Source organism: Kribbella sp. NPDC051936 (assembly GCF_040680955.1).
GTDB lineage: Bacteria > Actinomycetota > Actinomycetes > Propionibacteriales > Kribbellaceae > Kribbella.
In genome coordinates this window covers 211,759-235,939 of the sequence record NZ_JBFAXS010000005.1, presented here as the reverse complement: position 1 = coordinate 235,939, position 24,181 = coordinate 211,759, and the positions used below count along the sequence as shown (strand labels likewise).

The following is a 24,181-nucleotide window of genomic DNA, read 5'->3' as shown; positions in this document are numbered from 1 at the left end:
TCTTTTACTCCTGCAGTCGCTTCACGGCGGCGTCGACGCGCTCGTCGGTCCCGGTGAGCGCGACGCGGACGTGCCGCTCGCCCGCGGTCCCGTAGAACGCGCCGGGCGCGACGAGGATGCCGCGGTCCGCCAGCGCACCGACGGAGCCGTACGCGTCGTACGAGGGGTGCGATGCCCACAAGTACAGCCCGCCGTTCGACAGGGTGATCTCCCAGCCCGCGTCGGTCAGCGCCTCCCGCAGTACGGCGCGGCGACGCAGGTAGCGCGCACGCTGCTCCTCCACGTGGGCGTCGTCGGCGAACGCCGCGGCCATCGCGGCCTGGATCGGCGACGGCACCATCAGCCCGGCGTGCTTGCGGACGGCGAGCAACTCGGCCACGACCGTCTCGTCGCCGGCCACGAAGCCGCCGCGGTACCCGGCCAGGTTGGAGCGCTTGGACAGCGAGTGCACCGCCAGCAGGTTGTCGAAGCTGCCGCCGGACACGTCCGGGTGCAGCACGGACACCGGCTTCTCGTCCCAGCCGAACTCGGTGTAGCACTCGTCGCTGACCAGCAGGACGTCGTTCGCCCGCGCCCACTCGACCGCACGCCGCAGGTCGTCCGGCGGGGTGATCTCCCCGGACGGGTTGCGCGGCGAGTTCAGGTACGCGACCCGGACGGGGCCGTCGTACGCCGTCGGGTCGGCGACCGGCACGCTGGCCGCCCGGGCGAGCGCCGCACCGGCCTCGTACGTCGGGTAGGCCAGGTCCGGGATCAGGACGGTGTCACCGGCCCCGATGCCGAGCAGCGTCGGGAGCATCATGATCAGCTCCTTGGTGCCGATCACGGGCAGGACGCCGCGCTGCGGGTCCACTCCGGTCACCTCGAGCCGCCGCGCCATCCAGTCCACGGCCGCCTGCCGTGCCGCCGACGTACCGATCGTCGTCGGGTACGCCGGGGCGTCCGCGGCGTCGGCCAGCGCCTGCTTGACCAGCGCCGGCACCGGGTCCACCGGGCTGCCGACCGACAGGTCGACGATGCCGTCGGGGTGCGCGGCCGCCTTCTGCTTGAAGGGGTCGAGCTTGTCCCACGGGAAATCGGGCAACCGGCTGGAGGTCTCGAAGATCACCCGGCCATTCTCCCCTACCCGCTCGGCAGGTGAGATCGACTGTCCACTTCACTACGATCTGTGCGGACAGGGGGTGACCGGATGACGTACGACGTGGCGGTGGTGGGGGCCGGTGCGATGGGGTCTGCCGCTGCGCGCGCACTGGCCGCGGCGGGACGAGAGGTCGTCGTCCTGGAGCAGTTCACGCTCGGGCACGAGCGGGGCGGGTCGCACGGGGCCACGCGGCTCTTCCGGCCGGCCGCGGACGACGCGGAGATCGCCAAGCTGACCGAGCAGGCCCGGCCGCTGTGGCGGGAGCTGGAGGCGGAGTCGGGCGAGACCCTGCTCGAAGAGACCGGCGGGGTCGACCACGGGATGAGCGACGCGGAGGTAGCCGTCTTCCGCTCGTTGCACGCGGCAACCGGCTCCGTGCTGACCGCGGCAGAGGCTGCGGAGCGCTGGCCGGGGTTCCGGTTCGAGACTCCGGTGCTGTACCGGCCAGGGTCGGGCCGGCTGTACGCCGATCGGACCGTGCACGCGCTGCAGGTCGTCGCTGCTCGGTTGGGCGCCGAGTTCCGCGTGCAGTCGCCGGTGCGGGCACTGCGGACGTACGACGGGCTGGTCGAGCTCGACGTACCGGGCGGGGCGGTGCGGGCGCGGCACGTCGTACTGACGGCTGGGCCTTGGACCCCGCGGCTGGCGGACGGTCTGGTGACGCTGCCGCCATTCAAGGTGACACAGGAGCAGCCCCGGTTCTTCACGCCCGTGTCGGACGAACTGGAGTGGCCCAGCTTCGTGCACCACGGCCCGACCAGCTACGGCCTCTACGAGCCCGGCTCCGGCGTCAAGGTCGGTCTGCACGCGACCGGGCCGGAGGTGGACCCCGACACGCGGGATTTCCAGCCGGAACCCGAGCGCGACGCGACCCTGCTGCGGTATGTCGAGGAGTGGTTCCCGGGGCTCGACGCCGGCCGGTCCACGGCGATCAGCTGCCTCTACGACAACACGCCGACGTCCGACTTCGTCATCGACCGCGCCGGGCCGGTCACGGTCGCGGCCGGGTTCTCCGGGCAGGGCTTCAAGTTCGTGCCGCTGGTCGGCGCCTTCGTCCGCGACCTGGTCACGGGTGCGGCGAAGACGCCGGCGCGGTTCGGGTTCCAGAGGTGACTTCAGAGCAGTTTCAGAGGTAGAGGCCGGTCTGGCCGTCCTCCAGGCGGCCGGCGGCCACCGCGTGCAGGTCCCGCTCGCGCAGCAGGATGTAGTCGTCGCCGCGGACCTCGACCTCGGCCCGGTCCTCCGGGTCGAACAGCACCCGGTCGTCGACCTCGACCGTGCGCACGTTGGCGCCGATCGCGACGACCTTCGCCCAGGCCAGCCGACGGCCCATCTGCGCGGTGGCGGGGATCAGGATGCCCGCCGACGACTTGCGCTCGCCCTCCTGCTCGAGGGAGACCAGGACGCGGTCGTGCAGCATCCGGATCGGCAGCTTGTCGTCGGAGAGCCGCTTGCGTGGAGTCACCGGCGACCCACCAGGCGGCGGATCACGAGAAGCACACCGACCACACCGGCCACGGCGCCGACGACCGCGAGGAGCTTCTGGGTCCGCAACTGACCCTGCTCGTCGAAGACCTGCGACTTGGCCTGCTCGACCTGGCGCAGGGCCAGGTTCTTCGGGCTGGCCCGGTCGACCAGCTCGTCCACGGTCGAGGCCAGGCGCGCACGGGTGGCGGCGATATCCGCCTCGATCTGCTCGGCGGTCCGAGCGTTCGTGTCCGACACGAGTCGGCGCTCCCTTCCATCGGCGGGGCAGCTCGGGGCCTGGCCCGGTCTGCCCTTCGTCATCCACCATCCTCGCAGGTCATCGCCGCAAGTCCACGACCACCTTGATGTCATCCGGTTCCCGCACCAATGCGGCCGGCCACTCGGACAGCGGGACACTCCGGGTGACCAGCCGCTCCAGCCAGGCCCGGTCCGCCGCGAGCAGCGCATCGACCGCGGCCGCATAGTGGCGCTTCCCTGCGTTCACCGTGCCGACCAGTGCGGCGTTGCGGACCACCAGCTGCCGGACCAGTGCGTCGAGCTGCACACTGACGGTCGCAGGGCCGGGGTGGATCCCGGCCAGGCACATGACTCCGGCCGGCGGCAGCAGCGACGCACAGTCGAACACCAGCTGACCGGCGCCTGTCGCCTCGATCACCACATCCGGTACGGCGTCAAGCTGCCCCAGGTCGGTGATGTACGTCCCGCCGAGCGCCCGGACCAGCTCCGGTTTCAGCCCGTCCACGACCCGGTCCAGCACGTGTACGTCGTACCCGCGCTGCCGGGCGATCAACGCAGCCAGCAGCCCGATCGGACCGGCGCCCGTCACCAGCACGTGCCGTGGCGCGAACCACGACCGGGCCCCGACCTGATCCACCTGCTCCCACGCCTTGGTGAGGATGCTGGCCGGCTCCACGAGGACCCCGAGCTCTCCCAGCTCAGCGGGCACCGGTACGGCGAAGTACGGGTCGACCCGCCAGCGCTCGGCGCCGTACCCGTCCATCTCTTTGATGCCGCGCTCGGTGTACTGCCCGTTGCGGCAGAAGTCCCACTCGCCGCGAGCACACGCGACACAGGGCACCGGGTCGGGGCGACGGACGACGCCGGCGACCAGGTCGCCACTCGCGAAGCCCGAGCCCGCCGGCGCCTCCAGCACCCGTCCGAGTGACTCGTGCCCGATGACGAGCCGGTCCGCACCGGGGCGACCGCTGCCGAACGCTCCGGACACCAACTCGAGATCGGTCCCGCAGATGCCCGTCAGCAGGCCCTCCACCAGCATCGATCCGTCGGCGACGGGAGGCTCCGGCACGTCACCGACTGTCGCCGAGTCGGCCTTGCCCGGCGTCACTGTCATGGCCCGCATCGGCTCAGGCCAACCGGGTCATGTCGACGGTCACCTCGATGGCCGTCGCCGCGCCACCGGAGTAGATGCCCTTCAGCGGCGACACGTCCGCGTAGTCCCGCCCGGTCGCCACCCAGACGTGCCGGTGCCCGATCGAGATGTCGTTGGTCGGGTCGAAGCCCCACCACTCGCCGGTCCAGGCCTCGATCCACGCATGGCTCTCGCCGACGACCTTCTCGCCCACGGCGGCGTCCGGCTTCGTGTGCAGGTAACCCGACACGTAGCGGGCCGGGACACCGACCGCACGCAGCATGGCCAGCGTCAGATGCGCGTAGTCCTGACACACACCCTCACCGGCCTGCCAGGCGTCGACAGCGGACGAGTGCACGCCGGTCGTGCCGCGCTGGTACTTCAGCTTGTCGTGGACCCACTTCGATACCGCAAGGACGGTCTCGTCCGGCGTACGGCCCTTGCGCAGCGAGCGCGCGACGGCGGACAGCTCCCGGTGCTTCGGGACGTAGCGGGTCCATTCCAGGAACTCGGCGTACGCATCCAGGACCTCAGGCGACTTCAGCTGCGCCCAGGTGACGTCAGCGGTCGGTGCTGCCTGGTCTGTCGTCTCGACGACAGAGGCCGCGACCACCTTCAGTTCGGTGTGCGGGGTCTGCAGGTCGAACGCGTTGACCTCCGTACCCCAGTAGTCCGTGTACTTGTACGCACGGGCCGCTGGAACGGTCTCCAGCCGCGCGACCATGAGGTTCTGCCGGTTGTCGTGCCGTGGGGTCAGCCTGGCCTCGTTGTACGACTGCGTGACCGCCGTCGCGTAGCGGTAGCCCGTCGTATGGACAACGCGCAGACGCCACTTCACAGGTTCACCTCCGCGTTGTTCCACTCGATCCACGGCACCACGTGGAAGTACTGCCGCGACACTGCCTCACCGACCTCGCGCACTGTCGTCTGCAAGGCCTGCAGTCTGCCGGTCAGGTCGTCCAGCAGGTCGGCCGGCCGCAGGAACTCCAGATCGCTGCGCGCCTTGCCCAGCAACCGCGACGCCTCCGCGCCGGCCCCGATCCGCGACGAGGGTCCGTGGTCGAGGTCGTCGAGACAGGACTCCGCCTGCTGCAGCGCGTGGAACACGGACCGCGGGAACAACCGGTCCAGCAACAGGAACTGCACCACCCGGGAGGCGTCGAGGGCACCGCGGTACGTCCTTAAATAGGTGTCGTGTGCGCCCGCGGAGCGCAGTACCGTCACCCAGCCGGGTGAGGTGGGCCGGTCGCCGACCCGGGACATCAGCAGCCGGACGATCATGTCGACGCGCTCCACCGACCGCCCGAGGACCAGGAACCGCCAGCCGTCGTCGCGGCTCATCGTGGAATCGGCCAGCCCGGCGAACATCGCGGCGCGGTCCTCCACGAACGTGAAGAACTCGTGCGGCCCCACCCGGCGCGCGGCGCGCTGCCGCTCGGGGACGGCGTTCCACATCGCGTTGATGCACTGCCACAGCTCGCTCGACACGACCTCTCGCGCGACCCGGGTGTTCTCCCGCGCGCTGGCGATCGAGGACACGATCGACCCGGTCTCCGGCGACATCGCGACCAGCTCGGTCAGGCCCCACACGTCCAGCTCGCTGCCGTCGGGCGGAGTGATCCCGAGGACCGTGAGCAGCCGGCGGCTGGCCGTGTCGGCGTCGACGGTGGCGTCCTCGAGCAGCTGGTGCACCGAGACGTCCAGGATCCGCGCGGTGTCGTCCGCGCGTTCGACGTACCGGCCGATCCAGTACAGCGACTCGGCGTTGCGTGCGAGCATCGTCAGCACCTCCCCATCACTGTTGTTGCTGCTGTTGGGCGACGTTCAGCTCGGGGCCCTGCTCCGGCGTACTGTCGGGCTTCACCGTGGGCGTTCCGAGCCCCGGACCGCGCAGCTCGGCGTCCTCGCCGGAGGCGCGGGGCGCCAGCACCCAGGTGTCCTTGGACCCGCCGCCCTGTGACGAGTTGACGACCAGGCTGCCTTCCGGAATGGCCACCCTGGTCAGCCCGCCCGGCAGCACGAACACGTCCTCGCCGTCGTTGACCGCGAACGGCCGCAGGTCGACATGGCGCGGCTGGAGCCGCTCACCGACCTTCGTCGGCACAGTTGACAGCTGTACGACGGGCTGCGCGATCCAGCCGCGCGGATTGGCCCGGATGCGGCGCCGCTGTGCCTGCAGCTCCTTCGGCGACGCGTCCGGCCCGAAGACGATGCCGTACCCGCCAGAGCCCTCCACCGGCTTCGTGACCAGTTCGTCGAGGCGGTCCAGTACTTCTGTCTGCTCCGCCGGCAGCCAGCACCGGTAGGTGTCGACGTTCGGCAGCAGCGGCGTCTCGCCGAGGTAGTACTTCAGGATCTCCGGCAGGTACGTATAGATCAGTTTGTCGTCGCCGACGCCGTTGCCGATCGCATTGGCGATCACCACGTTGCCCGCGCGCGCCGCGTTCACCAGACCGGCGACACCGAGCACGGAGTCCGGTACGAACTGCACGGGGTCCAGGAAGTCGTCGTCGATCCGCCGGTAGATCACGTCGACCCGCTGCTCACCCTCGGTGGTCCGCAGGTAGATGACGTTGTTGCGCGCGAACAGGTCCCGCCCCTCGACCAACTCCACACCCATCTGCCGGGCCAACAGTGAGTGCTCGAAGTACGCCGAGTTGTAGACGCCCGGTGTCAGCACGACGACGTTCGGATCGGTGGCGCTCGCCGGAGCGGCAGCCCGCAACGCCCGGAGCAGGTGGACGGCGTAGTCGCCGACCGCGCGGACCCGGTGCTTCGCGAAGAGGTCCGGGAACACCCGCGCCATCGTCCGGCGGTTCTCCATCACGTACGAGACCCCGGACGGGCTGCGCAGGTTGTCCTCGAGCACCCGGAAGTCGCCCTGCTCGTCACGCACCACGTCGATTCCGGCGACATGGATACGGACACCGTTCGGCGGTGCGATGCCGGCCGCCTGCCGGTGGAAGTGCTCGCACGAGGTGATCAGCCGGCGCGGCAGTACGCCGTCCGCGACGATCTGCTGGTCCCCGTAGATGTCGGCGAGGAACGCCTCCAGCGCGCGGACCCGCTGCATGACGCCACGCTCCAGCCGCGCCCACTCCGACGCCGTGATCACCCGCGGCACCAGGTCCAGCGGGAACGGCCGCTCCTCACCCGACAGGCTGAACGTGATCCCCTGGTCCACCAGCGCCCGGTCGAGTGCCTCCGACCGCGTGGTCAGGTCGGCGGGCTGCAACGGCTGCAACGAGTCGTGCAGCCGCTTGTACGCGGTCCGTACGCCGTCGACCGGATCGAACATCTCGTCGTACGCCCCCGCATGCGGGCGACGCGGATCCAGATAGCCGTCGAACAACTGGCGGGACGGTGAGGAACTCATCCACGTCCTCGCTTCGCTGCGGGCGCGGATGAGGCACGTAGGGCGCTGCGTTGAATGATGACCTCGCTCCGCTCGCTCATGTGCGCATCTTCACCCACCCGGGCGCTGCTCGCACCTCCAACGGACAGCAGTTTTCGCGCACGTAACATTGCGCGCAGGAGACCAACCCGTGGAGGACCTGATGTCCGATCGTCTGTCCGTCGGCGACACCGCACCCGACTTCACCCTGCCCGATGCCGACGGCAACGACGTGGCGCTGGCCGGGCTGCGCGGCAAGAACGTGATCGTCTACTTCTACCCGGCCGCGATGACGCCGGGCTGCACCAAGCAGGCCTGCGACTTCCGCGACTCGCTCGACTCGCTGCAGGCCGCCGGGTACGCCGTCCTCGGCATCTCCCCCGACAAGCCGGCCAAGCTGGCCAAGTTCCGCGACCGCGACGGCGTGACGTTCCCGCTGCTCAGCGACCCGGACAAGGAGGTGCTGACCGCGTACGGCGCGTTCGGCGAGAAGACCATGTACGGGAAGAAGGTGACCGGCGTGATCCGGTCCACGTTCGTCGTCGACCCGGACGGGAAGATCGCGGTCGCGCAGTACAACGTGAAGGCGACCGGCCACGTCGCCAAACTCCGCCGCGACCTGGGCCTGTGAGCCTGCCGCGGCAGGGTCGGACCGAAATGGCCTCGGGGATGCCTGGGGGCCATGCCGGGGTGCCGGGCGCCTGATTTGTGTCGGTGGGATCGGCGAGACTGGTGACATGTCTTGCGCTGCGGTTGTGACGCTGCGGGCATACAAGTACGCGCTGGATCCCACGCCCCGTCAGGTCCGATGCCTGGATGGGCACTGTGGAGCGGCGCGCAAGGCATACAACTGGGGTCTAGGCCGTGTGAAAGCAGGTCTGGACCAGAGGGCGGCAGAGCGCACTTACGGCGTGCCAGACGAGCTCTTGACACCCATGATCTCCTGGTCGATGTACTCACTGCGCAAAGCCTGGAACCAGGCCAAGCCGACGGTCGCACCATGGTGGGCTGACTACTCCAAGGAGGCCTACGCTTCCGGTCTGACCCAATTGGCCGCCGCATTGAAGAACTGGGCCGACTCGCGTAGCCGTCAGCGGCAAGGTCGGGCGATGGGGTTCCCGCGGTTCAAGACCAAGCACAAAGCGGTCAAGTCGTGCCGGTTCACCACAGGCGCCATCGGCTGCGATGAGCGGTACGCCGTACTTCCACGGATCGGCAGGCTTCGGCTGCACGAGACACCGGCGCTCGAACTGCTCGACGGCACCGCCCGGATCATCGCCGCGACCATCCGGTTCGAGCGCGGCCGATGGTTCGTGTCGTTCACCGTCGAACAGCACACTGCCGTCCAGACCCCGAAACGGCCTGACACCGTGGTCGGCGTGGATCTCGGCATCAAGTCGCTGGCGATCCTGACCGAGCCGGGCGGTGCGCCGCAGACGGTGCAGAACCCGAGGCACCTGGACGCCTCGCTGCGGAACCTCGCCAAGCTGTCGCGCCGCGTGTCCCGCCGCGTCGGTCCGGACCGTCGTACTGGCCGCGTGCCGTCGAAGAGATAGCAGCGCGCCAACGCCCAGCGCAACCAGGTCCACCACCGCGTCGCCTACCAGCGCGCCGACGCCCTGCACAAGCTGACCACGGCGGTGGCCCACGAGTACGGAACCGTTGTCGTGGAGGACCTCAACGTTGCCGGCATGCTGAAGAACCGCAGGCTGGCCAGTCGGATCTGGGACGCGGGTTTCGGCGAGACCCGGCGACAACTGGCGTACAAGACCCAGTGGAACGGCGGGCGGCTGATCGTGGCCGACCGTTGGTATCCCTCCAGTAAGACCTGTTCGGGGTGTGGAGTGGTGAAAGCCAAGCTGCTCCTGTCCGAACGCGTATACCGGTGTAACTCCTGCGGTCTGGTGATGGACCGTGACGAGAACGCGGCGAGGAATCTCGCCGTGCTGGCAGTCGCCGCGAGTGGTGCGGAGACGTTAAACGGACGCGGAGCCGACCAGAAGACCCGGGCTACCGGGCAGGTGGCTGTGAAACGTCTACCCGGCAGCCCAATACATGAGACCGGGACCGCCTCGCCAGCGGCTGTGAGTGGGTGCCCAACAAGTGCCCCACCCACAACGGAAACCTTCGACCGTTTCATGACGACGGTCCATGGAACGGTCGTTTGAGCAAAGTCCCGCTGTGATTTGGGTCACACGAAAGTCTCAGCGCACCGCAGCGGAGTCGATACGCAGGGTGAGTTTTTAAGCGTTCCTGTGAAAGAGCCGTACTCCGGGGACGGCTACGGTTCAGCGACGGGTGTGTCACGACCGTCGCCGGCCTTCGCGGTGACGTAAGGAAACCGGGTAATCTGCGCGCGCAGTCAGCCTCTGGGAGGGAGGAACCTGCCGCGATGGGAAAACATTCCTCTGCGGTGACGCGTAGTAACAACAACCGTCGCTCGGTGTACATCACCGCTGTCGGACTACTGGTGCTTTCACTCGGCGCCGTCTTCGTGGTCCGCTCCTTCGGGTCCGAATCGGGCGCCGACGGGTTCCTCGGTTCCGGTAAGGCCTGCGCCGACCCGACGCAGATCCAGCTGTCCACCACGCCCGAGATGCAGGCGCCGCTCGAGGCGGCCGCCAAGGCGGTCGCGGCCAAGGGCGGCAAGGACGGTGCCCCGTGCCTGCAGATCACCATCAGCGCGGCGCCGTCGGCCCAGGTCGCACGGGACGTCGCGCACGGCAGCGACAACCGGCCCGACCTGTGGGTGCCGGACTCCTCGCTGTGGGTCGCCCAGGCCGACGACGGCCAGAGCGTCCCGAACATCGCGGTCGCCTCGATCGCCACGTCGCCGATGGTCATCGTCGGCCGGCGGGACAACTTCGGCGACACGTCGTCCTGGCTGCGCGTCCTGGGCGCGAGCGAGCCGGCCCTGCTCGACCCGCTGAACTCCTCCCCCGGCGCGCTGACGCTGCTGGCGGTGCAGATGGAACGGCAGAAGACGTCCGCGTCCGACAGCCAGGTCTCGCAACTCGTCGTACCGCTCGCGCAGCACCTCGGGTCGATGGCCAAGCCGTACTCCGACGTGAACGCGCTGTTCGGCCGCGCCGACCAGGACGGCAGCAAGACCGTCGTCCCGGCGACCGAGCAGAGCTTCCTGAAGTACCAGGAGTCGCACCCGGACACCCAGCTGCGCGCGATCCAGCCGGGCACGGGCACGCTGTACCTGGACTACCCGATCGTGGTCACCGCGAAGTCCGACACGGACGCCGCGAACGGGGCCGCGCAGGCGCTGGCCGGCGAGCTGCTGACCGACAGCGCCGGACAGGCCCGTGACCAGGCCGGCTTCCGGGACACCACGTTCAGCCCGCTGAGCGGCGGCCGCGGCGTCGGGGACATGACCCAGCTGACCAAGCCGACCAGCCAGGCGATCAACACCACGCTGCAGAACTGGACCCGGCTGTCGCTGTCCACGCACTCGCTGGCCGTCATCGACGTCTCCGGCTCGATGGCCGAGAAGGTCGGCGGCAAGACCCGCATGCAGCTCACGATCGAGGCGGCGATCGGCGGTCTGAACCTGTTCCCGGACAGCGCCCAGCTCGGCCTGTGGACGTTCTCCACCAAGATCGGCAAGCTCGGCGCCGACTACAAGCCGCTGGTGCCGATCGCACCGCTGTCGAAGGTGCAGCGCGGCAAGATCACCGCCCAGCTGAAGATCCAGGGCCCGATCCCGAACGGCGGCACCGGGCTGTACGACACCGCGATCGCCGCGGTCACGCAGGTCCGGCAGGAGTACAAGTCGAACGCGGTCAACACCGTCCTGCTGTTCACCGACGGCAAGAACGACGACCCCGGCAGCCCGACCCTCGCCCAGGCCGTGCAGGCTCTGCGCAGCCTGCAGGACCCGGCCCGCCCGGTCCGCATCATCGCCCTGGGCATGGGCCCCGAGGCGAACGCCGACGAACTCAGCGCCCTCGCCGGAGCCACCGGCGGCGCGGCGTACGTCGCCCGCAACCCCGGCGACCTGAAGAGCGTCTTCATCGACGCCCTGCAAAGCCGCTGACAGACCGCGCCTCCCCTAGGATGTCCACCTAGGGGAGGCGACCCTCCCCCAGCCAGAGTGGTGGAACGGCAGACACACCGGCTTTAGGTGCCGGCGCCCCCGGGCGTGCGGGTTCAACTCCCGCCTCTGGCACAACCCGTCAGCTGTACGGCGCCCGTGGTGCCGTTGATGGTGACTGTGGCGCCGTTGGGGATTGTTGTGGTGGCTGCTTCTACGGCGAGGACTGCGGGGATGTGCTTCTCGCGGGCGACAATAGCGGCGTGGGAGAGGGTGCCGCCGGTTTCGGTGACTACGCCTGCGGCGATGGACAGGAGTGGGGTCCAGGCGGGGTCCGTGTGGGGGCAGATGAGGATGTCGCCGGGGCGGACGGTGGGGAAGTCGGCTGGGCCGCGGACGACTCTTGCGGGGCCGGTCGCGGTGCCGTGGCTGCCGGGGATGCCGGTCAGGGGTGAGGGGTGTGCGGTGGTGGGAGTCGGGGGTTCGGCTGTGATGGGCCGCGCTTGCAGGAGCCACGGGACGCCGTCGACGAGAGCCCACTCGATGTCTTGCGGAGCGCCCAGCACGGCGCCGACTGTGCGGGCCAGCTCGGCCAACTCGAAGGCGGTCGCGTCGGAGAGGGTCGCAGTACGGCGTTGGGCGGGCGGGACGCGGCGTACGACGAGGCCTGGGCCGTTGCGGTCGAGGGACGTGTGCTTGTCGGCGATCGTGCGGGTCACGGAGCCGTCGGCGACCAAATAGGAGTCGGGCGTCACGCGGCCCTCGACGACGCTCGGGCCCAGTCCCCACGAGGACTCGATGAGCGTGGAGCCGTCCGCCCGCGTGAACATCACGCCGGCCACGTCCGCGTCCAGATGACGCTGGACGATGACCGCCATCGCCGGAGCCTCGGCCCCGTCGCGGTACGCCGTCGCGCGCGCCGACCACACCGACGCACGGCACGCCCGTACGGCGTCCAGCACCGCAGCAACTCCTTGTACGCCGAGGAAGCTGTCGTGCTGCCCCGCCGCCGACGCGAGCGCGCCGTCCTCGTTAGCAGCCGACGACCGCACCGCGACCGGCGGATCCCCGGCGCTCTCGAGCCAGTCCGCCACCGGCGGCACCAGGTCGCCCGCCAGACCGAACGGGATGACGATGCCGTCCGGGACCGGGAGGTCCCGCCGCAGAAGCGTGCCGAGCGTGGCGGCTTTGGCACCGCAACGGTCGACGGTCGCGGCGGCCAGCGGCACCAGCATCCAAGGTCTCCTATCAACGAAACGTTGACAACGGAATGTTGACAACGTTCTGTTGATGATCCACTGTGGACGGATGCGACGCAAGCACGACGCCGACCAGGAACAGGCCGACCGTCAGCGCGAAGCCCGGGAGCAACTGCTCGAGAAGGGCGCCAAGGACCTGCCGTCACGCCCGTGGCGCCCGGCGCCGATCCCGTTGTCCGCGGTGGACCTCACCCAGTTCGCCGCCTGGCGCGCCTCCGAGCTGAGCGACGACGACCTGCTGGCCGCCCTTGCGTTGCTGCCGGCCGCCCGGGCCGAGGTCGACGAGGTCGAAGCCGGCCTGCTGTTCATGGCCCGGAGCTCGGGACTGACCTGGGCGGACATGGCCGACGCGATGGGATTCAGCTCGCCGCAGGCGTGTCAGCAGCGGTTCAACCGGCTGGCCGCGCGGCAGGAGTCATGATGCACCTGGTCCTGCACGCCGTCCGTCTGCTGGGCTTTGCGGACACGGCCGCCATCGCCGCGCGATTCGACCAAGGCGATGTCGAGGCGACGTTGCGGGACGCCGAGGCGCGCGGCTGGGCGACGTACAGCAGCTTCGCAGGCACCTCGGGCTGGTCGCTCACCGAAGCGGGGCGCGCCGAGAACGAGCGCCTGCTGAAGGCCGAGCTGACCGGCAACGAGGATGCCGTACGGGAGCTGTACGAGGAATTCCTGCCGCTCAACGCCCTCCTCCAACAGGCGTGCACCGACTGGCAACTGCGGCCGACGGCAACCGACCCGCTCGCCGCCAACGACCACACGGATGCGGCGTGGGACGCGGGTGTGTTGCACGAACTGAAGATGATCGACCGCACCCTGGCCTCGATCGCCGCGCGGCTGAGCGCCGTCCTCCCGAGGTTCCGGGGCTACGACGTGCGCTTCACCAACGCGCTGGAGCGTGGCTGGGTCGACCGCAGCGACGTCGACTCCTGCCACCGCGTCTGGTTCGAGCTGCACGAAGACCTGCTCGCGACCCTCAACCTGCGCCGCTAGTTGCCCTCAGCATCCAAGTATGCCGCACCACGCGGCGAGAGCCGGTACCCGACCTCGAGACTGTAGGTCAGCCCAAGGTTCTTCAGCTTGCGTACGTCGAGCTTGAACGGCGCCGTCTCGCGCCCGACGGCAGCCGCGAGGTCGGCGGCCCGGACGGCAGGCCGGGTCTGGATGAGCCGGAGCGTCTCGAGCGTCCAGGCCCCGTGGTGGCTGAGCTCGTCGAACTGGGCCAGTCGTGCTCGCAGGTCTGCCAGGTCCTCGGCCGACAGCGATGTCTGGGCCGCCAGCTCCTCCCGGGGATCCGGCCCTTCGACGAGATGGAACCGGATCAGGAACGTCGGCAGCGACTCGTCGCCACGCAACCGGCGCCGGACGTCGCGTGCGTTCTGCCGATCGGCCAGCTCCAGGTCGGCATCGCCGTCCGCGATCAGGTCCGGATTCACCTGGCGGATGCTGTCGATCTCGATCCGCCCGGCGTTCGTCCGGTAGATCCGCCCCTCGACCACCCGCGGCTCGGCCCACCGCCGGTACGCCACGGTGATCCGCCCGTCGGCGACGCCGTCCTTGTCCGATCCCGCGAACAACATCTCTAGCTCCCCAACGCCTTCGCCACGATCGGGGCCAGTTCGCGCAGGGCCTTGCCGCGGTGGCTGATCGTGTCCTTCTCCTCGATCGACAGCTCGGCCGTGGTGCGGTCGTACCCCTCGGCCTGGAACAGCACGTCGTACCCGAACCCGCCCGTTCCGCGCAACGACCGGATCACCGAGCCGCGCATCTCGCCGAGCACGAGCTCGTCCGGGCCGTCCGGCCGGACGAACGCGACCGCCGCCACGAACGACGCGCCGCGCCGCTCGTCCGGCACGTCCTCGAGCTGCCCGAGCAGCAGCAGGTTGTTCGCGTGGTTGTCCTTCGCCGGCCCGGACCACCGCGCGGACAGGACGCCGGGCATGCCGTTCAGCGCGTCGACGCAGATCCCGCTGTCGTCGGCGATCGACGGCAGACCGGTCGCGGCGAGCGCGGCGTGCGCCTTCAGCAACGCGTTGCCCTCGAAGGTCGGCTCGGTCTCGGCGGGCTCGTCGTACGGCGGGACGTCGCCGAGCCCGAGCACCTCGATGCCCGGCACGATCGGGGTCAGGATCCGGCGCAGTTCCTCGAGCTTCTTCTGGTTGTTCGACGCGAGCAGCACCCGGGTCACGCGAGGGCCTCCTGCTGGATCTTGGCGAGCTCCGCGCAGCCGGCGACGCCGAGCTCCAGCAGGCTGTCCAGCTCGGCGCGGTCGAACGGCGCGCCCTCCGCCGTGCCCTGCACCTCGATGAACTTGCCGTCGCCGGTGATCACCAGGTTCATGTCGGTCTCGGCCCGGACGTCCTCCTCGTAGCAGAGGTCCAGCATCGGCGTCCCGTCGATGATCCCGACCGAGACCGCGGACACCGTGCCGGTCAGCGGCTCGCTCTTCAGCAGCTTCCGCTCACGCAGCCAGGACACCGCGTCGGCGAGTGCGACGTACGCCCCGGTGATGGCCGCGGTCCGGGTGCCGCCGTCGGCCTGCAGGACGTCGCAGTCGAGCAGGATCGTGTTCTCGCCGAGCGCCTTGTAGTCGATCACGGCCCGCAGCGACCGGCCGATCAGCCGGGAAATCTCGTGGGTGCGGCCACCGATCCGGCCCTTCACCGACTCGCGGTCCGAGCGGGTGTTGGTGGATCGCGGGAGCATCGCGTACTCCGCGCTCACCCAGCCGAGGCCGGAGCCCTTGCGCCAGCGCGGCACGCCCTCGGTCACACTCGCCGCACACAGCACCCGGGTGCGCCCGAACTCGACCAGCACCGAGCCCTCGGCGTGGTCGAGCCAGTTCCGGGTCACCTGCACCGGTCGGAGCTGGTCAGCATTACGTCCATCGATACGGGCCATGCAGCAGACCCTATGCCTCCAGTCGCCGGACCTCCGCATCGAGCGGACCCGACCGGACCTGGCTGATCGCCATCCGCGCGGCCCAGGGCAGCAGGTCGTGAGCGCGGCGGCCGACCCAGGGCACGCCCTCCCGCGCGAGCCAGACCGCGTCCGCCCACCGGCTCGGCGGCCGGTAGGCGCAGTCCAGGTCCGGTGGCACGTCGATCGGCACGCCCCGCGCCGCCAGTTCGTCGGCGAACGCGCGGGCCAGCGTCCGGTGCCCGCGTTCGCCCGGATGCAGCCGGTCGATGCTCCAGAAGTCCCGCCGGTACACCTCGGGGTAGTCGGCCATGTCCAGCCGGATGCCGCCGTACCGCGCGTGCAGGTCGTCGAACGCGACGTTGACCTGCTCGATCCGCTGCCACAGCGGCCGTCGCAGCCAGCGCGGCAGGCCGAACACTTTGCCGTGGTCGTGGAACCGGACGGTCAGCAGCAACGCACCGCGGGCGGTCAGCTGCTCCGCGCACTCGTGCAAGTGGTGGCGGATCCGGCCCGCGTCGAACGTGGACCGCAGGGTGTCGTTGACGCCGACGATCAGCGAGGCGAGGTCGATCGGGCCGTCGCCGATCGAGGGCAGTTGCTCGGTCGCGACAACCGGCACCGTGGCGCCGCTGGTCGCGTAGTTGGAGAACGTCACACGGTGGGTGCCGGCCAGGGAGTCGGCGAGCAGCGCGGCCCAGCCGCGCCACCCCTCCCCCGGCCGCGCACCGGCACCGGACAGGTCCGTCGTACTGCTGCCGTTCAGCGGGTCCCCGACCCCTACTGTGGTCGAGTCCCCCAGTGCCACGTAGTGGAGGCTCACATTCCGCCATGGTGACGGCACGGAGCGAGACCTCGATGTGCGGCGGATGACGGGCAGCCCAATTCCAGCTGGAGGATCGGTGATTGCTAGCCAGAATTGCTCGGAGTTAGGCTGTTGCAAACAACTATGTGCAGGAGTTGCCTGGTATGACTGATCTTCGGTTTGGCGTCGTGGGTCTCGGCGCCCGCAGCCGCATCGCGCAGTACGCGCACCGTCCCGGCGAGGGGTCCGAGGTCGTGGCCGTGGCCGACCCGTCCGCTCCGCAGCGGGACGCGGCGCTCGAGCTGTACCCGGAGGCGAGCGGGCACGCCGACCACACCGAACTGCTCGACGCCAAGCTCGACGGCGTCTTCCTCACCACGCCCGACGACCTGCACGAGGGTCCGGCGATCGACTTCCTCGAGGCGGGTGTCTCGGTGTTCGTCGAGAAGCCGCTGGCGATCACCACCGACGGCTGCGACCGGGTCCTGCGCGCGGCGTACGAGTCCGGCGCCCGGCTGTACGTCGGCCACAACATGCGTCACATGCCCGTCGTCCTGACGATGCGCCAGCTGATCCAGGACGGCGCGATCGGCGACGTGAAGGCGATCTGGTGCCGGCACTTCGTCGGCCACGGCGGCGACTTCTACTTCAAGGACTGGCACGCGGACCGCCGCCGGACGACCGGACTGCTGCTGCAGAAGGGCGCCCACGACATCGACGTGATGCACTGGCTGGCCGGCGGCTACACGACCCGGGTGAACGCGATGGGCGCGCTCACGCTGTACGGCGGGATCACCGACCGGCTGGACCGGACCGGCCAGCGGTTCAAGGACTTCGTGTCCAGCGACAACTGGCCGCCGCTGGAGCAGAAGGGCCTGGCGCCGGTGATGGACGTCGAGGACATCTCGATGGCGAACCTGCTGCTCGACAACGGCGTCTTCCTGACCTACGAGCAGTGCCACTACACGCCGGACTACTGGCGCAACTACACCGTGATCGGCACTCATGGCCGGCTGGAGAACTTCGGCGATGGGCCGGGCGGCGTGGTGAAGGTGTGGAACAGCCGCCGCTCCGGGTACCGCGAGGACGCCGACCTGGTCGTCGAGATCGGCGGCGACAACGAGAACCACGGCGGCGCCGACCCGCACCTGGTGGCGGAGTTCGTGAACTTCGTCCGCAACGGCGGCGCGACCCTCACGTCCCCGATCGCCGCCCGCGCCGCGGTCGCGGCCGGCTACGCCGCCACCGAGTCGCTGCGCGCGAACGGCGTACCGCAGGACATCCCCACGCTCGACCCGGCCCTGGTCGCGTATTTCGACAACGGGCAGGCCAGGTGAGGGTGCTAGGCTCGTGGACGTGACCAGGTACGCCGCGATGCGAATGCTGAGCCCTCGATGCGGGAGGACTTCAGCGGCGTAGGCACGTGTGCTTGCAGCGAGAGGCCCCCGATGTCGGGGGCCTCTTTCGTTTCCACGACCCGCTGCACACCACAGGAGCCTTTCGTCATGTCCCCGATCACCTACATCACCGACTGTTTCGACGGCAACGCCCGCGCCAGACTCAGCACCCGGATCGGCGCCCTGTTCGGCCAGTCGCCGACGATCGTCGCCGCCGACGGACCCGATCCGGAGTCGTTCGCCGCGCTCACCCTGCTCGACTGCCTGATCGCCACGACGGCACTGGGCGAGGACGGGCATCCGACCATCACGCTGCTGAACATCGCGCCCCGCGACGGCGTCTGGCCGAACGGCGTACCGTTCTGCTTCTTCCACGTCGGCAAGCACCTGGTCGCGAGCACCTTCAACCCTCGCGTGCTCTCGCTGGTACGGCGTGAGCTCGGCATCGACCATGTCCACGTCACCGACATCCGCGAGGCCGTCACGGCAGCCGGCTTCGGCGCGGACGACGTCGACAAGATCGCCGGCACGCAGTTCCGCAGCCTGTGGTACCTGCCGCTGCTGGCGAAATGGGTTGCCGACGGCCGCCCGGTCCCGGCGACCGAGACCGCCGTACCCGAACTCGCCGACGACGAGCCGACCGTGACCGTGATCGACAACTTCGGCAACTGCAAGCTGGACCGCCGGCTCGACCTGGTCCCCGGCGACACCCTTTCCGTTGCCCGACGCAACGACGACGGCAGCACCGCGTACGTCGACGTGACCTGCTACCCGCACCTCACCGCCGTACCCCGCAACACCCCGGGCATCGTCCCCGGCAGTTCCGGCACCGGATTCACCGAACTCGTCATCCGCGGCGGATCGGCGGCCGAGCACTTCGGCCTGCGACCGGGCGACGCCTTGCTGGAAACAGTCCGTGCGCAGGTGGCGTGAGCATCAGGAGATCCGGAGCCGGACCAACTCGCGGCGCTCCGACGGGTGCTGAGCCGGGTGGACGACCAGCTCGGTCAGCGATGCGTCCGGTTCGGCACCCAGCTCACGCTGCAGCAGACTGCGGTACCTCATGTAGGCGCGAGCCGCTTCGGCGAGATTGTGCTCGGCCAGGTGGCACTCGATCAGGGCGCGCTGCGCAGTCTCACGGAGCGGGTCGGCGCAGACGATGAGCAGGGCGACGTCGAGGGCCTCGGCGTACCGGTCCCGGGCGAGCAGCCGGCGGCTCTGCGCCTCGAACGCGTGCAGCAGCCGCTGCCGGATCCGCTCGCGCTCGAACAGGACCCAGTCGTCGGACAGCCCCGGCAGCAGCTCGAGCGCGTTCACGTCCCGCGGCGCCGCAGCCAGGTCCTCGGGGACCTCGCGGTGGCCGATCAGGCGGGTTGCCCAGTCGTCCACGACGTCGAGGTCGACGACGACGTTCTGCGCGACGGCGAGGGCGTGCCGCCGGGTCTCGACGAACCGGACGCCGTAGCCGTTGAGCCGCCACAACGCCGATCGCAGGTTCGCCGCGGCCCGGTCGTCGTCGCAGTCCGGCCACAACGCCCCGGCCGCGTGCCTCCGGCTGACGGCGCCCTGATGGACCGCGACGAACGCGCACAGCCGCTTGCTCGTGTCCGGGATGCGGAGCGGGCGAGCTCCGAGGGAGGTCTCCGGGCCGCTGAAGAGACGCAGAACCGGCGGGCTTCCGCGCACCGCACGGTTCACGAGCCAACTCACGAAATCCGGCGACATGATCGCCCTCCCCGGCCATCGGCTCCCCCCGAAGCCCCTGATTCCTTTGATAGCACGGTCCGCACACCGCGTCATCGCCCCTGCCGGGTGCTCCGGAAATGAACAAGCGTTGGACCTTGTGCGAGTGACGCCGTGGTGACGCTGCGCTGGCAGCGTCCGCAGCGCCGGCTAACGCAAGGGAGGGCGTCATGGCCGAACGAAGGACTCGGACGACGAAGGAGAAAGCAGGCGGCGGGGGCAACCGCGGAAGTCGTACCGGCGGCAACAGCGGCGGCAACAGCGGCGGCGGCAACGGGTCTGGCACTCCGTCCGCGTCCCTGCGGCCGGAGCGGGAACTCATCGTGGTGGCGGAGCCGTCTGCCAGATTACGGGCCGCGCGGTACGCCGTCGCGTCACTGGCCGGTGCGGACACCTCACAGCTGTCGGCGGTGCTGACCGCCGAGGAGATCACCCTCGAGCCGGTGTTCGGGCCCGACGAGGAGACCATCCGGGCGCGCGGCGCCGCGGCACCCGCGGCAGGTACGCCGGGGCTCGCGGAGTTCTACCGGGTACGTGCCGGCGACGACCGGCTCGACGCGCTGGCCGAGCGGCTCGCGGCCGCGGAACACGTGTCCGCCGCGTACGTGAAGCCGGCGGCGGAACCGGCCTCGGTCGAGGCCCCGCCGCGTCCCGAGGTACTGCAACCACCCGCGGCGACGCCGGACTTCACCCCGCTGCAGGGGTACCTCGGCCCGGCGCCGGGCGGTGTCGACGCTCAGTGGGCGGCCACTCAGGCCGGCGGCCGCGGCGCCACCATCCGGATCATCGACGTCGAGGGCGAGTGGCTGTTCACCCACGAGGATCTCCTGCTCAATGCCGGCGGCGTGCTGACCGGGAACCCGCCCGGGGACCCCGACTGGCGTAACCACGGCACCGCGGTGATCGGCGAGATAGGTGCCGATGACAACGGTATCGGCGTGCTCGGGATCGCCCCCGACGCCGTCGTCCGCGGGGCGTCGATCTTCGGCAACACCGGATCGGCTACCTGCATCCAGCAGGCGGCCGACGCGCTCGGCCCCGGCGACATCATCCTGCTCGAGCTGCACCGGCCAGGCCCGCGATTCAACTTCGCACCGCGCGGGGACCAGCGCGGGTACATCGCGATCGAGTGGTGGCCCGACGACCTCGCCGCCGTACGCTACGCGGTCGGCAAGGGCGTCATCGTCGTCGGCGCCGCCGGGAACGGTGCGGAGAACCTCGACGACCCCCTGTACGACATCCCGGCGGCCGGATTCCCGGCGACCTGGCAGAACCCGTTCAACCCCGCCGACCCGTCCTCCGGCGCGGTGATCGTCGGAGCCGGCGCGCCGCCCTCGGGCACCTTCGGCCCCGACCGGTCACGGCTCGACTTTTCCAACTACGGCGCCCGGGTGGACGCCCAGGGCTGGGGCCGCGAAGTGGTGACCACCGGGTACGGCGACCTGCAGGACGGGGTGGACGAGAACCGCTGGTACACCAAGCGGTTCAGCGGTACGTCGTCCGCGTCGCCGATCGTGGTCGGCTCACTGGCCGCGATCCAGGGCATGCAGGCAGCCGCCGGCCGGGCGAAGCTGACACCGGCGCAGGCACAGAACCTGCTGCGCACCACGGGGTCACCGCAGCAGGACGGGCTCAACGGACCGGCCACTGAGCGGATCGGCAACCGTCCGGATCTGCGCCAGGCGATGGCGGCGCTCGTACCGGTGGTGACGGAGACCGGTATCGCCAGCCAGTACTGGGACGAGCTGACGCCGTACCCGGCCGGTAGCGCACGCAGCTTGTGGTTCTTCGTCAACTCGGCCTGGCGGCATCTGGACGACCCGAACGTGGTCATCCAGGACATGGTCCAGCGGGCGTTCCTCGGCTCCGGCTCGACCGTCCAGGTCTGGCACCAGGGCGACGTCGTCGTCGGCCTGGTCGTCTCCGGCTCTTGATCTGCTGAATTCGGTCCATACTTTGCTCAAGGAGTTCTCATGACCACCACCAATCCAGTCATCCAGTCGAGCAACGGCGGTCCAGCCGCCGGTGGGGGCCGTGCGGCCACCACCACACCGACTGCCGGACAGCCGGCGCGGGCCGCGACGCCCGATGCGGTGGCAGCAGTCACCTCCGCGATCGCCACGCAGTACTGGATGGAGCTCGTCCCGATCCCGTCCGGCCCGATGCGGCTGTGGTTGTTCGCCGACAACGGCTGGCGGGCTTTGACCAACCCGACGGCGATCCAGTGCGACATGGTGCAGCGGGCCTTCCTCGGCAGCGGCAGCACGGTCCAGGTCTGGTACGACGACGGCACCGTGGTCGGCCTGGTGGTGTCAGGTTGACCGTTGTCGCGAGGCTGTCCGGCGACGACCCCGACGCGGTCGTCGCCGCGGCAGCTGCGCTCGGTATCGAGCTGCGCCCGCTGCACCCCGGCGTCCAGGACGCGGAGCTGTCCACCTGGTTCACGGCCGGCGAGGGCGACGCCGAGGACACGATCATGGTCCGCGCCCTCCGTACGCTTCCCGGTGTCGTCTCCGCGTACGCCAAGCCGCCCGACGAACCCGCGGCCGGCCCCTAGGTCAGCGGAAGACCTTCGGCCAGGAACTCGAAGGCGCGGTCGACCGTGGCGAGGTAGTCCGCCATGGGCGCATCCAGAGCCGCCTCGTAGGTCGCCATGACGACGCCGACGACCGCGCCGGCCCAGGCTCTGACGGCGAAGTCGTCCGTGGGCCGACCGGTGCGTTCGGCGGCCAGGCCGGCCAGGAGGTCGACGCCTTCGTACAGCTGGTCGAGCATCCGGACCCGGAGTTCGGGGGCGTTCATCACCAGCCGCTGGCGCTCGGACTCCAGTTCCCACTCGTCCTCGGACAGTTCGCCGAAGGCCTCGCGGATCGCCGCGCGCAGGGCCTCGGTCGGGGGCAGGTCGGGCGGCTGGTTGCGGAACCGGTCGATCATGACCGGGTCGAGGCGGTCGAGGACGACGGTGTCCTCCTTGGTCGCGAAGTACCGGAAGAACGTCGCCGGCGACACCTCGGCCGCGGCGGCGATCTCCTGGACGGTGGTCTCGGCGTACCCCTGATCCCGGAACAGCCGCAGCGCGTGTTCCTGGATCGCCGCCCTGGTCTTCGCCTTCTTCCGCTCCCGCAACCCGCTCATGCACCGATTGTGGCAAGGACCCGGGTACGCCGGGGCAGGAAGGCGACCGCGAGCGCGACGGACACCACCGCGAGACCCGCACAGACCCACAACGTCACGTCCATCCCGGCGACGAACGCCGCGCGCGCCGAGCGGGTCAGCTCGGGCGAGCCGATCGCGATCGCGGCCGACGCGCTGTCGCGGGCGGCCTGCGCGGCGGCCGGCGGGAGGCCGGTGACGTCGAGCCGATCGCGATACGCCGCGTTCAGCACCGTGCCCAGGATCGCGACGCCGAGCGTTCCGCCGACCTGGCGCGACGCCTGGATCAGCGCGGATCCGGAGCCGCTCCGGTCGAGCGGCAGCGCCGCGAGTGCCAGGCCGTTCATCGGCGGCAAGGTGAACCCGATGCTGACGCCGACCAGGCTGACCCAGATCGCGGTGAACCCGTAGCCGTCGCCGACGTCGGTGAAGGCCCCGAGCACCAGGCCGGCCAGCATCAGCGAGAACCCGATCACCACCGAGATCCGCGCGCCGGCCGCCTCGACCAGCCGCTCGGCGGCCTTCGCGCCGATCAGCATCCCGCCGATGATCGGGAGCAACCGCAGCCCGGCCTGGAACGCGTCCGCGCCCTGCACCGCCTGGAACAGCTGCGGCAGCACGAACAGCAAGCCCACGAGGGCGAACGACGCCAGCGTCGCGAGCACCGTGCCCCAGGTGAAGCCGGGCGACCGGAAGAGGGACAGCTCGATCAACGGGTCCGCCGTACGCCGGGCCCACGCCCAGAACGCGCCCAGGCAGACCACCCCGCCCGTGATCCCGCCGAGCGCCCAACCCGAGCCCCAGCCGTGCTCGCCCGCGGCGATGAATCCGTACGTCAGGCAGACCAGGCCCGCCGCGGTCAGGAGGATTCCGGGTCCGTCGATCCGCCGCGACCGGTGGCCGGCGGTGGACGGGATCAGCAGGGCGACCGCCACCAGTCCGACGGCGACCAGCGGCAGGTTGATGAGGAAGACCGAACCCCAGCGGTAGTGGTCCAGCAGCCAGCCACCGAGCACCGGACCGAGGGGGATGCCGAGCGAGTTCGCCATCAGCCAGATCGTCATCGCACGCTGCCGCTCCTCGGGCGCGAACAGCAGGTTGAGCAACGACATCGACAGTGGGATCAGGAACGCCGACCCGACCCCGAGCGCCGCGCGACCCGCGATCAGCTGCCCCGGTGTCTGCGCGAACGCGCACCCCGCCGACGCCAGCCCGAACACAACCAGCGCCCCGAGCATCAGCCGCTTCGGCCCGAACCGGTCGCCGAGCAGCCCGGCCGGGAGCAGCAGCGAGGCGAGCACGAGCGTGTACGCGTTGGCGAACCACTGCAGCTGGCTCGTCGACGCCTCGAGATCGGTGGCCAGCGTCGGCAGCGCGACGTTCAGCACGGTCAGGTCCAGCCCGATCACGATCAGGCTGACCGACATCGCCCCGAGGGCCCACCACCGCCGCGGATCCGGCATGACTGTCC

At 70.2% G+C, this 24,181-nt stretch carries 25 protein-coding genes, 1 tRNA gene and 1 pseudogene; 12 read left to right on the top strand and 15 right to left on the bottom strand.

Annotated elements, in window-relative coordinates:
• Window positions 1-4 precede the first annotated feature (4 nt).
• Window positions 5-1,105: a succinyldiaminopimelate transaminase gene (dapC, locus tag AB0L64_RS18750; RefSeq protein WP_363712365.1), complete on the bottom strand. Its 1,101-nt coding sequence runs from the start codon at window positions 1,103-1,105 to the stop codon at window positions 5-7.
• A gap of 84 nt (window positions 1,106-1,189) precedes the next feature.
• Here dapC and AB0L64_RS18745 point away from each other — a divergent pair, with 84 nt between their 5' ends.
• The gene (locus AB0L64_RS18745) at window positions 1,190-2,254 is read left to right on the top strand and encodes an FAD-dependent oxidoreductase (RefSeq protein WP_363711550.1); all 1,065 of its coding nucleotides are present in this window, start codon (window positions 1,190-1,192) and stop codon (window positions 2,252-2,254) included.
• Between the two features lie 13 nt (window positions 2,255-2,267).
• Here the strand turns inward: AB0L64_RS18745 and AB0L64_RS18740 are convergent, their stop codons facing one another.
• The 6 genes from AB0L64_RS18740 to AB0L64_RS18715 all read right to left on the bottom strand — a co-directional run bounded on the left by AB0L64_RS18740 (window position 2,268) and on the right by AB0L64_RS18715 (window position 7,374).
• Window positions 2,268-2,561, bottom strand: coding sequence for a co-chaperone GroES (locus AB0L64_RS18740; protein WP_131362142.1), 294 nt, complete (start codon window positions 2,559-2,561; stop codon window positions 2,268-2,270).
• A 41-nt stretch (window positions 2,562-2,602) separates the two neighbouring features.
• Window positions 2,603-2,866 carry a DUF3618 domain-containing protein gene (locus tag AB0L64_RS18735; RefSeq protein ID WP_359936376.1) on the bottom strand — a complete coding sequence of 88 codons (264 nt, stop codon included), beginning with the start codon at window positions 2,864-2,866 and terminating at the stop codon, window positions 2,603-2,605.
• Between the two features lie 79 nt (window positions 2,867-2,945).
• Window positions 2,946-3,989, bottom strand: coding sequence for a glucose 1-dehydrogenase (locus AB0L64_RS18730; protein ID WP_363711548.1), 1,044 nt, complete (start codon window positions 3,987-3,989; stop codon window positions 2,946-2,948).
• A 4-nt stretch (window positions 3,990-3,993) separates the two neighbouring features.
• Window positions 3,994-4,836, bottom strand: coding sequence for a transglutaminase family protein (locus tag AB0L64_RS18725; RefSeq protein ID WP_363711546.1), 843 nt, complete (start codon window positions 4,834-4,836; stop codon window positions 3,994-3,996).
• Window positions 4,833-5,777 (bottom strand): alpha-E domain-containing protein, encoded by a 945-nt coding sequence (locus tag AB0L64_RS18720; protein ID WP_363711544.1) that lies wholly within the window; start codon window positions 5,775-5,777, stop codon window positions 4,833-4,835. Before AB0L64_RS18720 ends, AB0L64_RS18725 begins: the two co-directional genes overlap by 4 nt.
• A 16-nt stretch (window positions 5,778-5,793) precedes the next feature.
• Complete coding sequence (locus AB0L64_RS18715) at window positions 5,794-7,374, bottom strand: circularly permuted type 2 ATP-grasp protein (RefSeq protein ID WP_363711542.1); 1,581 nt, start codon at window positions 7,372-7,374, stop codon at window positions 5,794-5,796.
• A gap of 181 nt (window positions 7,375-7,555) precedes the next feature.
• Between AB0L64_RS18715 and bcp the strand changes: the two genes are divergently transcribed.
• From bcp to AB0L64_RS18695, 4 genes and pseudogenes are all read left to right on the top strand, one after another.
• The gene (gene bcp, locus AB0L64_RS18710; protein WP_355472747.1) at window positions 7,556-8,023 is read left to right on the top strand and encodes a thioredoxin-dependent thiol peroxidase; all 468 of its coding nucleotides are present in this window, start codon (window positions 7,556-7,558) and stop codon (window positions 8,021-8,023) included.
• Between the two features lie 106 nt (window positions 8,024-8,129).
• A pseudogene (gene tnpB, locus AB0L64_RS18705) lies at window positions 8,130-9,560 on the top strand (IS607 family element RNA-guided endonuclease TnpB).
• Between the two features lie 275 nt (window positions 9,561-9,835).
• Window positions 9,836-11,437 carry a substrate-binding domain-containing protein gene (locus AB0L64_RS18700; protein WP_363711539.1) on the top strand — a complete coding sequence of 534 codons (1,602 nt, stop codon included), beginning with the start codon at window positions 9,836-9,838 and terminating at the stop codon, window positions 11,435-11,437.
• Window positions 11,438-11,488: 51 nt separating this feature from the next.
• A tRNA-Leu gene (locus tag AB0L64_RS18695) sits at window positions 11,489-11,569 on the top strand.
• Here the strand turns inward: AB0L64_RS18695 and AB0L64_RS18690 are convergent.
• Complete coding sequence (locus AB0L64_RS18690; protein WP_363711537.1) at window positions 11,551-12,669, bottom strand: PEP/pyruvate-binding domain-containing protein; 1,119 nt, start codon at window positions 12,667-12,669, stop codon at window positions 11,551-11,553. The genes AB0L64_RS18695 and AB0L64_RS18690 overlap by 19 nt on opposite strands.
• Window positions 12,670-12,742: 73 nt before the next feature.
• Here AB0L64_RS18690 and AB0L64_RS18685 point away from each other — a divergent pair, with 73 nt between their 5' ends.
• Together AB0L64_RS18685 and AB0L64_RS18680 are read left to right on the top strand one after the other, a co-directional pair.
• Window positions 12,743-13,114, top strand: a complete 372-nt coding sequence (locus tag AB0L64_RS18685; protein ID WP_363711535.1) for a hypothetical protein — start codon at window positions 12,743-12,745, stop codon at window positions 13,112-13,114.
• Window positions 13,111-13,686: a transcriptional regulator gene (locus AB0L64_RS18680; protein WP_363711533.1), complete on the top strand. Its 576-nt coding sequence runs from the start codon at window positions 13,111-13,113 to the stop codon at window positions 13,684-13,686. Before AB0L64_RS18685 ends, AB0L64_RS18680 begins: the two co-directional genes overlap by 4 nt.
• On the opposite strand, the gene AB0L64_RS18675 is transcribed toward AB0L64_RS18680, so the two are convergent.
• Genes AB0L64_RS18675 through AB0L64_RS18660 form a run of 4 tightly spaced genes read right to left on the bottom strand, consistent with a single transcriptional unit; the run spans window position 13,683 to window position 16,435 of the window.
• Window positions 13,683-14,273, bottom strand: coding sequence for a hypothetical protein (locus AB0L64_RS18675; protein ID WP_363711531.1), 591 nt, complete (start codon window positions 14,271-14,273; stop codon window positions 13,683-13,685). The genes AB0L64_RS18680 and AB0L64_RS18675 overlap by 4 nt on opposite strands.
• A 2-nt stretch (window positions 14,274-14,275) precedes the next feature.
• Window positions 14,276-14,881: an RdgB/HAM1 family non-canonical purine NTP pyrophosphatase gene (rdgB, locus tag AB0L64_RS18670; protein ID WP_363711529.1), complete on the bottom strand. Its 606-nt coding sequence runs from the start codon at window positions 14,879-14,881 to the stop codon at window positions 14,276-14,278.
• The gene (gene rph / locus AB0L64_RS18665) at window positions 14,878-15,594 is read right to left on the bottom strand and encodes a ribonuclease PH (protein ID WP_355697798.1); all 717 of its coding nucleotides are present in this window, start codon (window positions 15,592-15,594) and stop codon (window positions 14,878-14,880) included. Before rph ends, rdgB begins: the two co-directional genes overlap by 4 nt.
• Window positions 15,595-15,604: 10 nt before the next feature.
• The gene (locus tag AB0L64_RS18660) at window positions 15,605-16,435 is read right to left on the bottom strand and encodes an SGNH/GDSL hydrolase family protein (RefSeq protein ID WP_363711526.1); all 831 of its coding nucleotides are present in this window, start codon (window positions 16,433-16,435) and stop codon (window positions 15,605-15,607) included.
• Between the two features lie 146 nt (window positions 16,436-16,581).
• Between AB0L64_RS18660 and AB0L64_RS18655 the strand changes: the two genes are divergently transcribed.
• Window positions 16,582-17,754, top strand: coding sequence for a Gfo/Idh/MocA family oxidoreductase (locus tag AB0L64_RS18655; protein ID WP_363711524.1), 1,173 nt, complete (start codon window positions 16,582-16,584; stop codon window positions 17,752-17,754).
• Window positions 17,755-17,922: 168 nt separating this feature from the next.
• Window positions 17,923-18,747, top strand: a complete 825-nt coding sequence (locus tag AB0L64_RS18650) for an SAM hydroxide adenosyltransferase (protein ID WP_363711522.1) — start codon at window positions 17,923-17,925, stop codon at window positions 18,745-18,747.
• Window positions 18,748-18,750: 3 nt separating this feature from the next.
• Here AB0L64_RS18650 and AB0L64_RS18645 read toward each other — a convergent pair whose 3' ends face one another.
• Window positions 18,751-19,539, bottom strand: coding sequence for a BTAD domain-containing putative transcriptional regulator (locus tag AB0L64_RS18645; RefSeq protein ID WP_363711520.1), 789 nt, complete (start codon window positions 19,537-19,539; stop codon window positions 18,751-18,753).
• 188 nt (window positions 19,540-19,727) lie between these two features.
• Here AB0L64_RS18645 and AB0L64_RS18640 point away from each other — a divergent pair, with 188 nt between their 5' ends.
• Genes AB0L64_RS18640 through AB0L64_RS18630 form a run of 3 tightly spaced genes read left to right on the top strand, consistent with a single transcriptional unit; the run spans window position 19,728 to window position 22,114 of the window.
• A complete protein-coding gene (locus AB0L64_RS18640) occupies window positions 19,728-21,491 on the top strand; it encodes a S8 family peptidase (protein ID WP_363711518.1) in 1,764 nt (587 codons plus the stop codon).
• 39 nt (window positions 21,492-21,530) lie between these two features.
• A complete protein-coding gene (locus AB0L64_RS18635) occupies window positions 21,531-21,878 on the top strand; it encodes a hypothetical protein (RefSeq protein WP_359936411.1) in 348 nt (115 codons plus the stop codon).
• Window positions 21,875-22,114: a hypothetical protein gene (locus tag AB0L64_RS18630; RefSeq protein WP_363711516.1), complete on the top strand. Its 240-nt coding sequence runs from the start codon at window positions 21,875-21,877 to the stop codon at window positions 22,112-22,114. Before AB0L64_RS18635 ends, AB0L64_RS18630 begins: the two co-directional genes overlap by 4 nt.
• Here AB0L64_RS18630 and AB0L64_RS18625 read toward each other — a convergent pair.
• Together AB0L64_RS18625 and AB0L64_RS18620 are read right to left on the bottom strand one after the other, a co-directional pair.
• Entirely contained in the window at window positions 22,111-22,692 is a 582-nt protein-coding gene (locus tag AB0L64_RS18625) for a TetR family transcriptional regulator (protein ID WP_363711514.1), read from the bottom strand. The genes AB0L64_RS18630 and AB0L64_RS18625 overlap by 4 nt on opposite strands.
• Complete coding sequence (locus tag AB0L64_RS18620; protein WP_363711512.1) at window positions 22,689-24,173, bottom strand: DHA2 family efflux MFS transporter permease subunit; 1,485 nt, start codon at window positions 24,171-24,173, stop codon at window positions 22,689-22,691. Before AB0L64_RS18620 ends, AB0L64_RS18625 begins: the two co-directional genes overlap by 4 nt.
• Between the last annotated feature and the right edge of the window lie 8 nt (window positions 24,174-24,181).

Excerpts from the sequence above, each read along its gene's own strand:
- AB0L64_RS18680 (WP_363711533.1), top strand. The coding sequence starts at position 13,111 with ATGATGCACCTGGTCCTGCACGCCGTCCGTCTGCTGGGCTTTGCGGAC.
- AB0L64_RS18690 (WP_363711537.1), bottom strand. The coding sequence starts at position 12,669 with ATGCTGGTGCCGCTGGCCGCCGCGACCGTCGACCGTTGCGGTGCCAAA.
- AB0L64_RS18715 (WP_363711542.1), bottom strand. The coding sequence starts at position 7,374 with ATGAGTTCCTCACCGTCCCGCCAGTTGTTCGACGGCTATCTGGATCCG.
- AB0L64_RS18620 (WP_363711512.1), bottom strand. The coding sequence starts at position 24,173 with ATGCCGGATCCGCGGCGGTGGTGGGCCCTCGGGGCGATGTCGGTCAGC.
- AB0L64_RS18645 (WP_363711520.1), bottom strand. The coding sequence starts at position 19,539 with ATGTCGCCGGATTTCGTGAGTTGGCTCGTGAACCGTGCGGTGCGCGGA.
- rph (WP_355697798.1), bottom strand. The coding sequence starts at position 15,594 with ATGGCCCGTATCGATGGACGTAATGCTGACCAGCTCCGACCGGTGCAG.
- AB0L64_RS18635 (WP_359936411.1), top strand. The coding sequence starts at position 21,531 with ATGACCACCACCAATCCAGTCATCCAGTCGAGCAACGGCGGTCCAGCC.
- bcp (WP_355472747.1), top strand. The coding sequence starts at position 7,556 with ATGTCCGATCGTCTGTCCGTCGGCGACACCGCACCCGACTTCACCCTG.
- AB0L64_RS18740 (WP_131362142.1), bottom strand. The coding sequence starts at position 2,561 with ATGCTGCACGACCGCGTCCTGGTCTCCCTCGAGCAGGAGGGCGAGCGC.
- AB0L64_RS18655 (WP_363711524.1), top strand. The coding sequence starts at position 16,582 with ATGACTGATCTTCGGTTTGGCGTCGTGGGTCTCGGCGCCCGCAGCCGC.
- AB0L64_RS18640 (WP_363711518.1), top strand. The coding sequence starts at position 19,728 with ATGGCCGAACGAAGGACTCGGACGACGAAGGAGAAAGCAGGCGGCGGG.
- AB0L64_RS18650 (WP_363711522.1), top strand. The coding sequence starts at position 17,923 with ATGTCCCCGATCACCTACATCACCGACTGTTTCGACGGCAACGCCCGC.
- AB0L64_RS18685 (WP_363711535.1), top strand. The coding sequence starts at position 12,743 with ATGCGACGCAAGCACGACGCCGACCAGGAACAGGCCGACCGTCAGCGC.
- AB0L64_RS18720 (WP_363711544.1), bottom strand. The coding sequence starts at position 5,777 with ATGCTCGCACGCAACGCCGAGTCGCTGTACTGGATCGGCCGGTACGTC.
- AB0L64_RS18730 (WP_363711548.1), bottom strand. The coding sequence starts at position 3,989 with ATGCGGGCCATGACAGTGACGCCGGGCAAGGCCGACTCGGCGACAGTC.
- AB0L64_RS18745 (WP_363711550.1), top strand. The coding sequence starts at position 1,190 with ATGACGTACGACGTGGCGGTGGTGGGGGCCGGTGCGATGGGGTCTGCC.
- AB0L64_RS18625 (WP_363711514.1), bottom strand. The coding sequence starts at position 22,692 with ATGAGCGGGTTGCGGGAGCGGAAGAAGGCGAAGACCAGGGCGGCGATC.
- AB0L64_RS18675 (WP_363711531.1), bottom strand. The coding sequence starts at position 14,273 with ATGTTGTTCGCGGGATCGGACAAGGACGGCGTCGCCGACGGGCGGATC.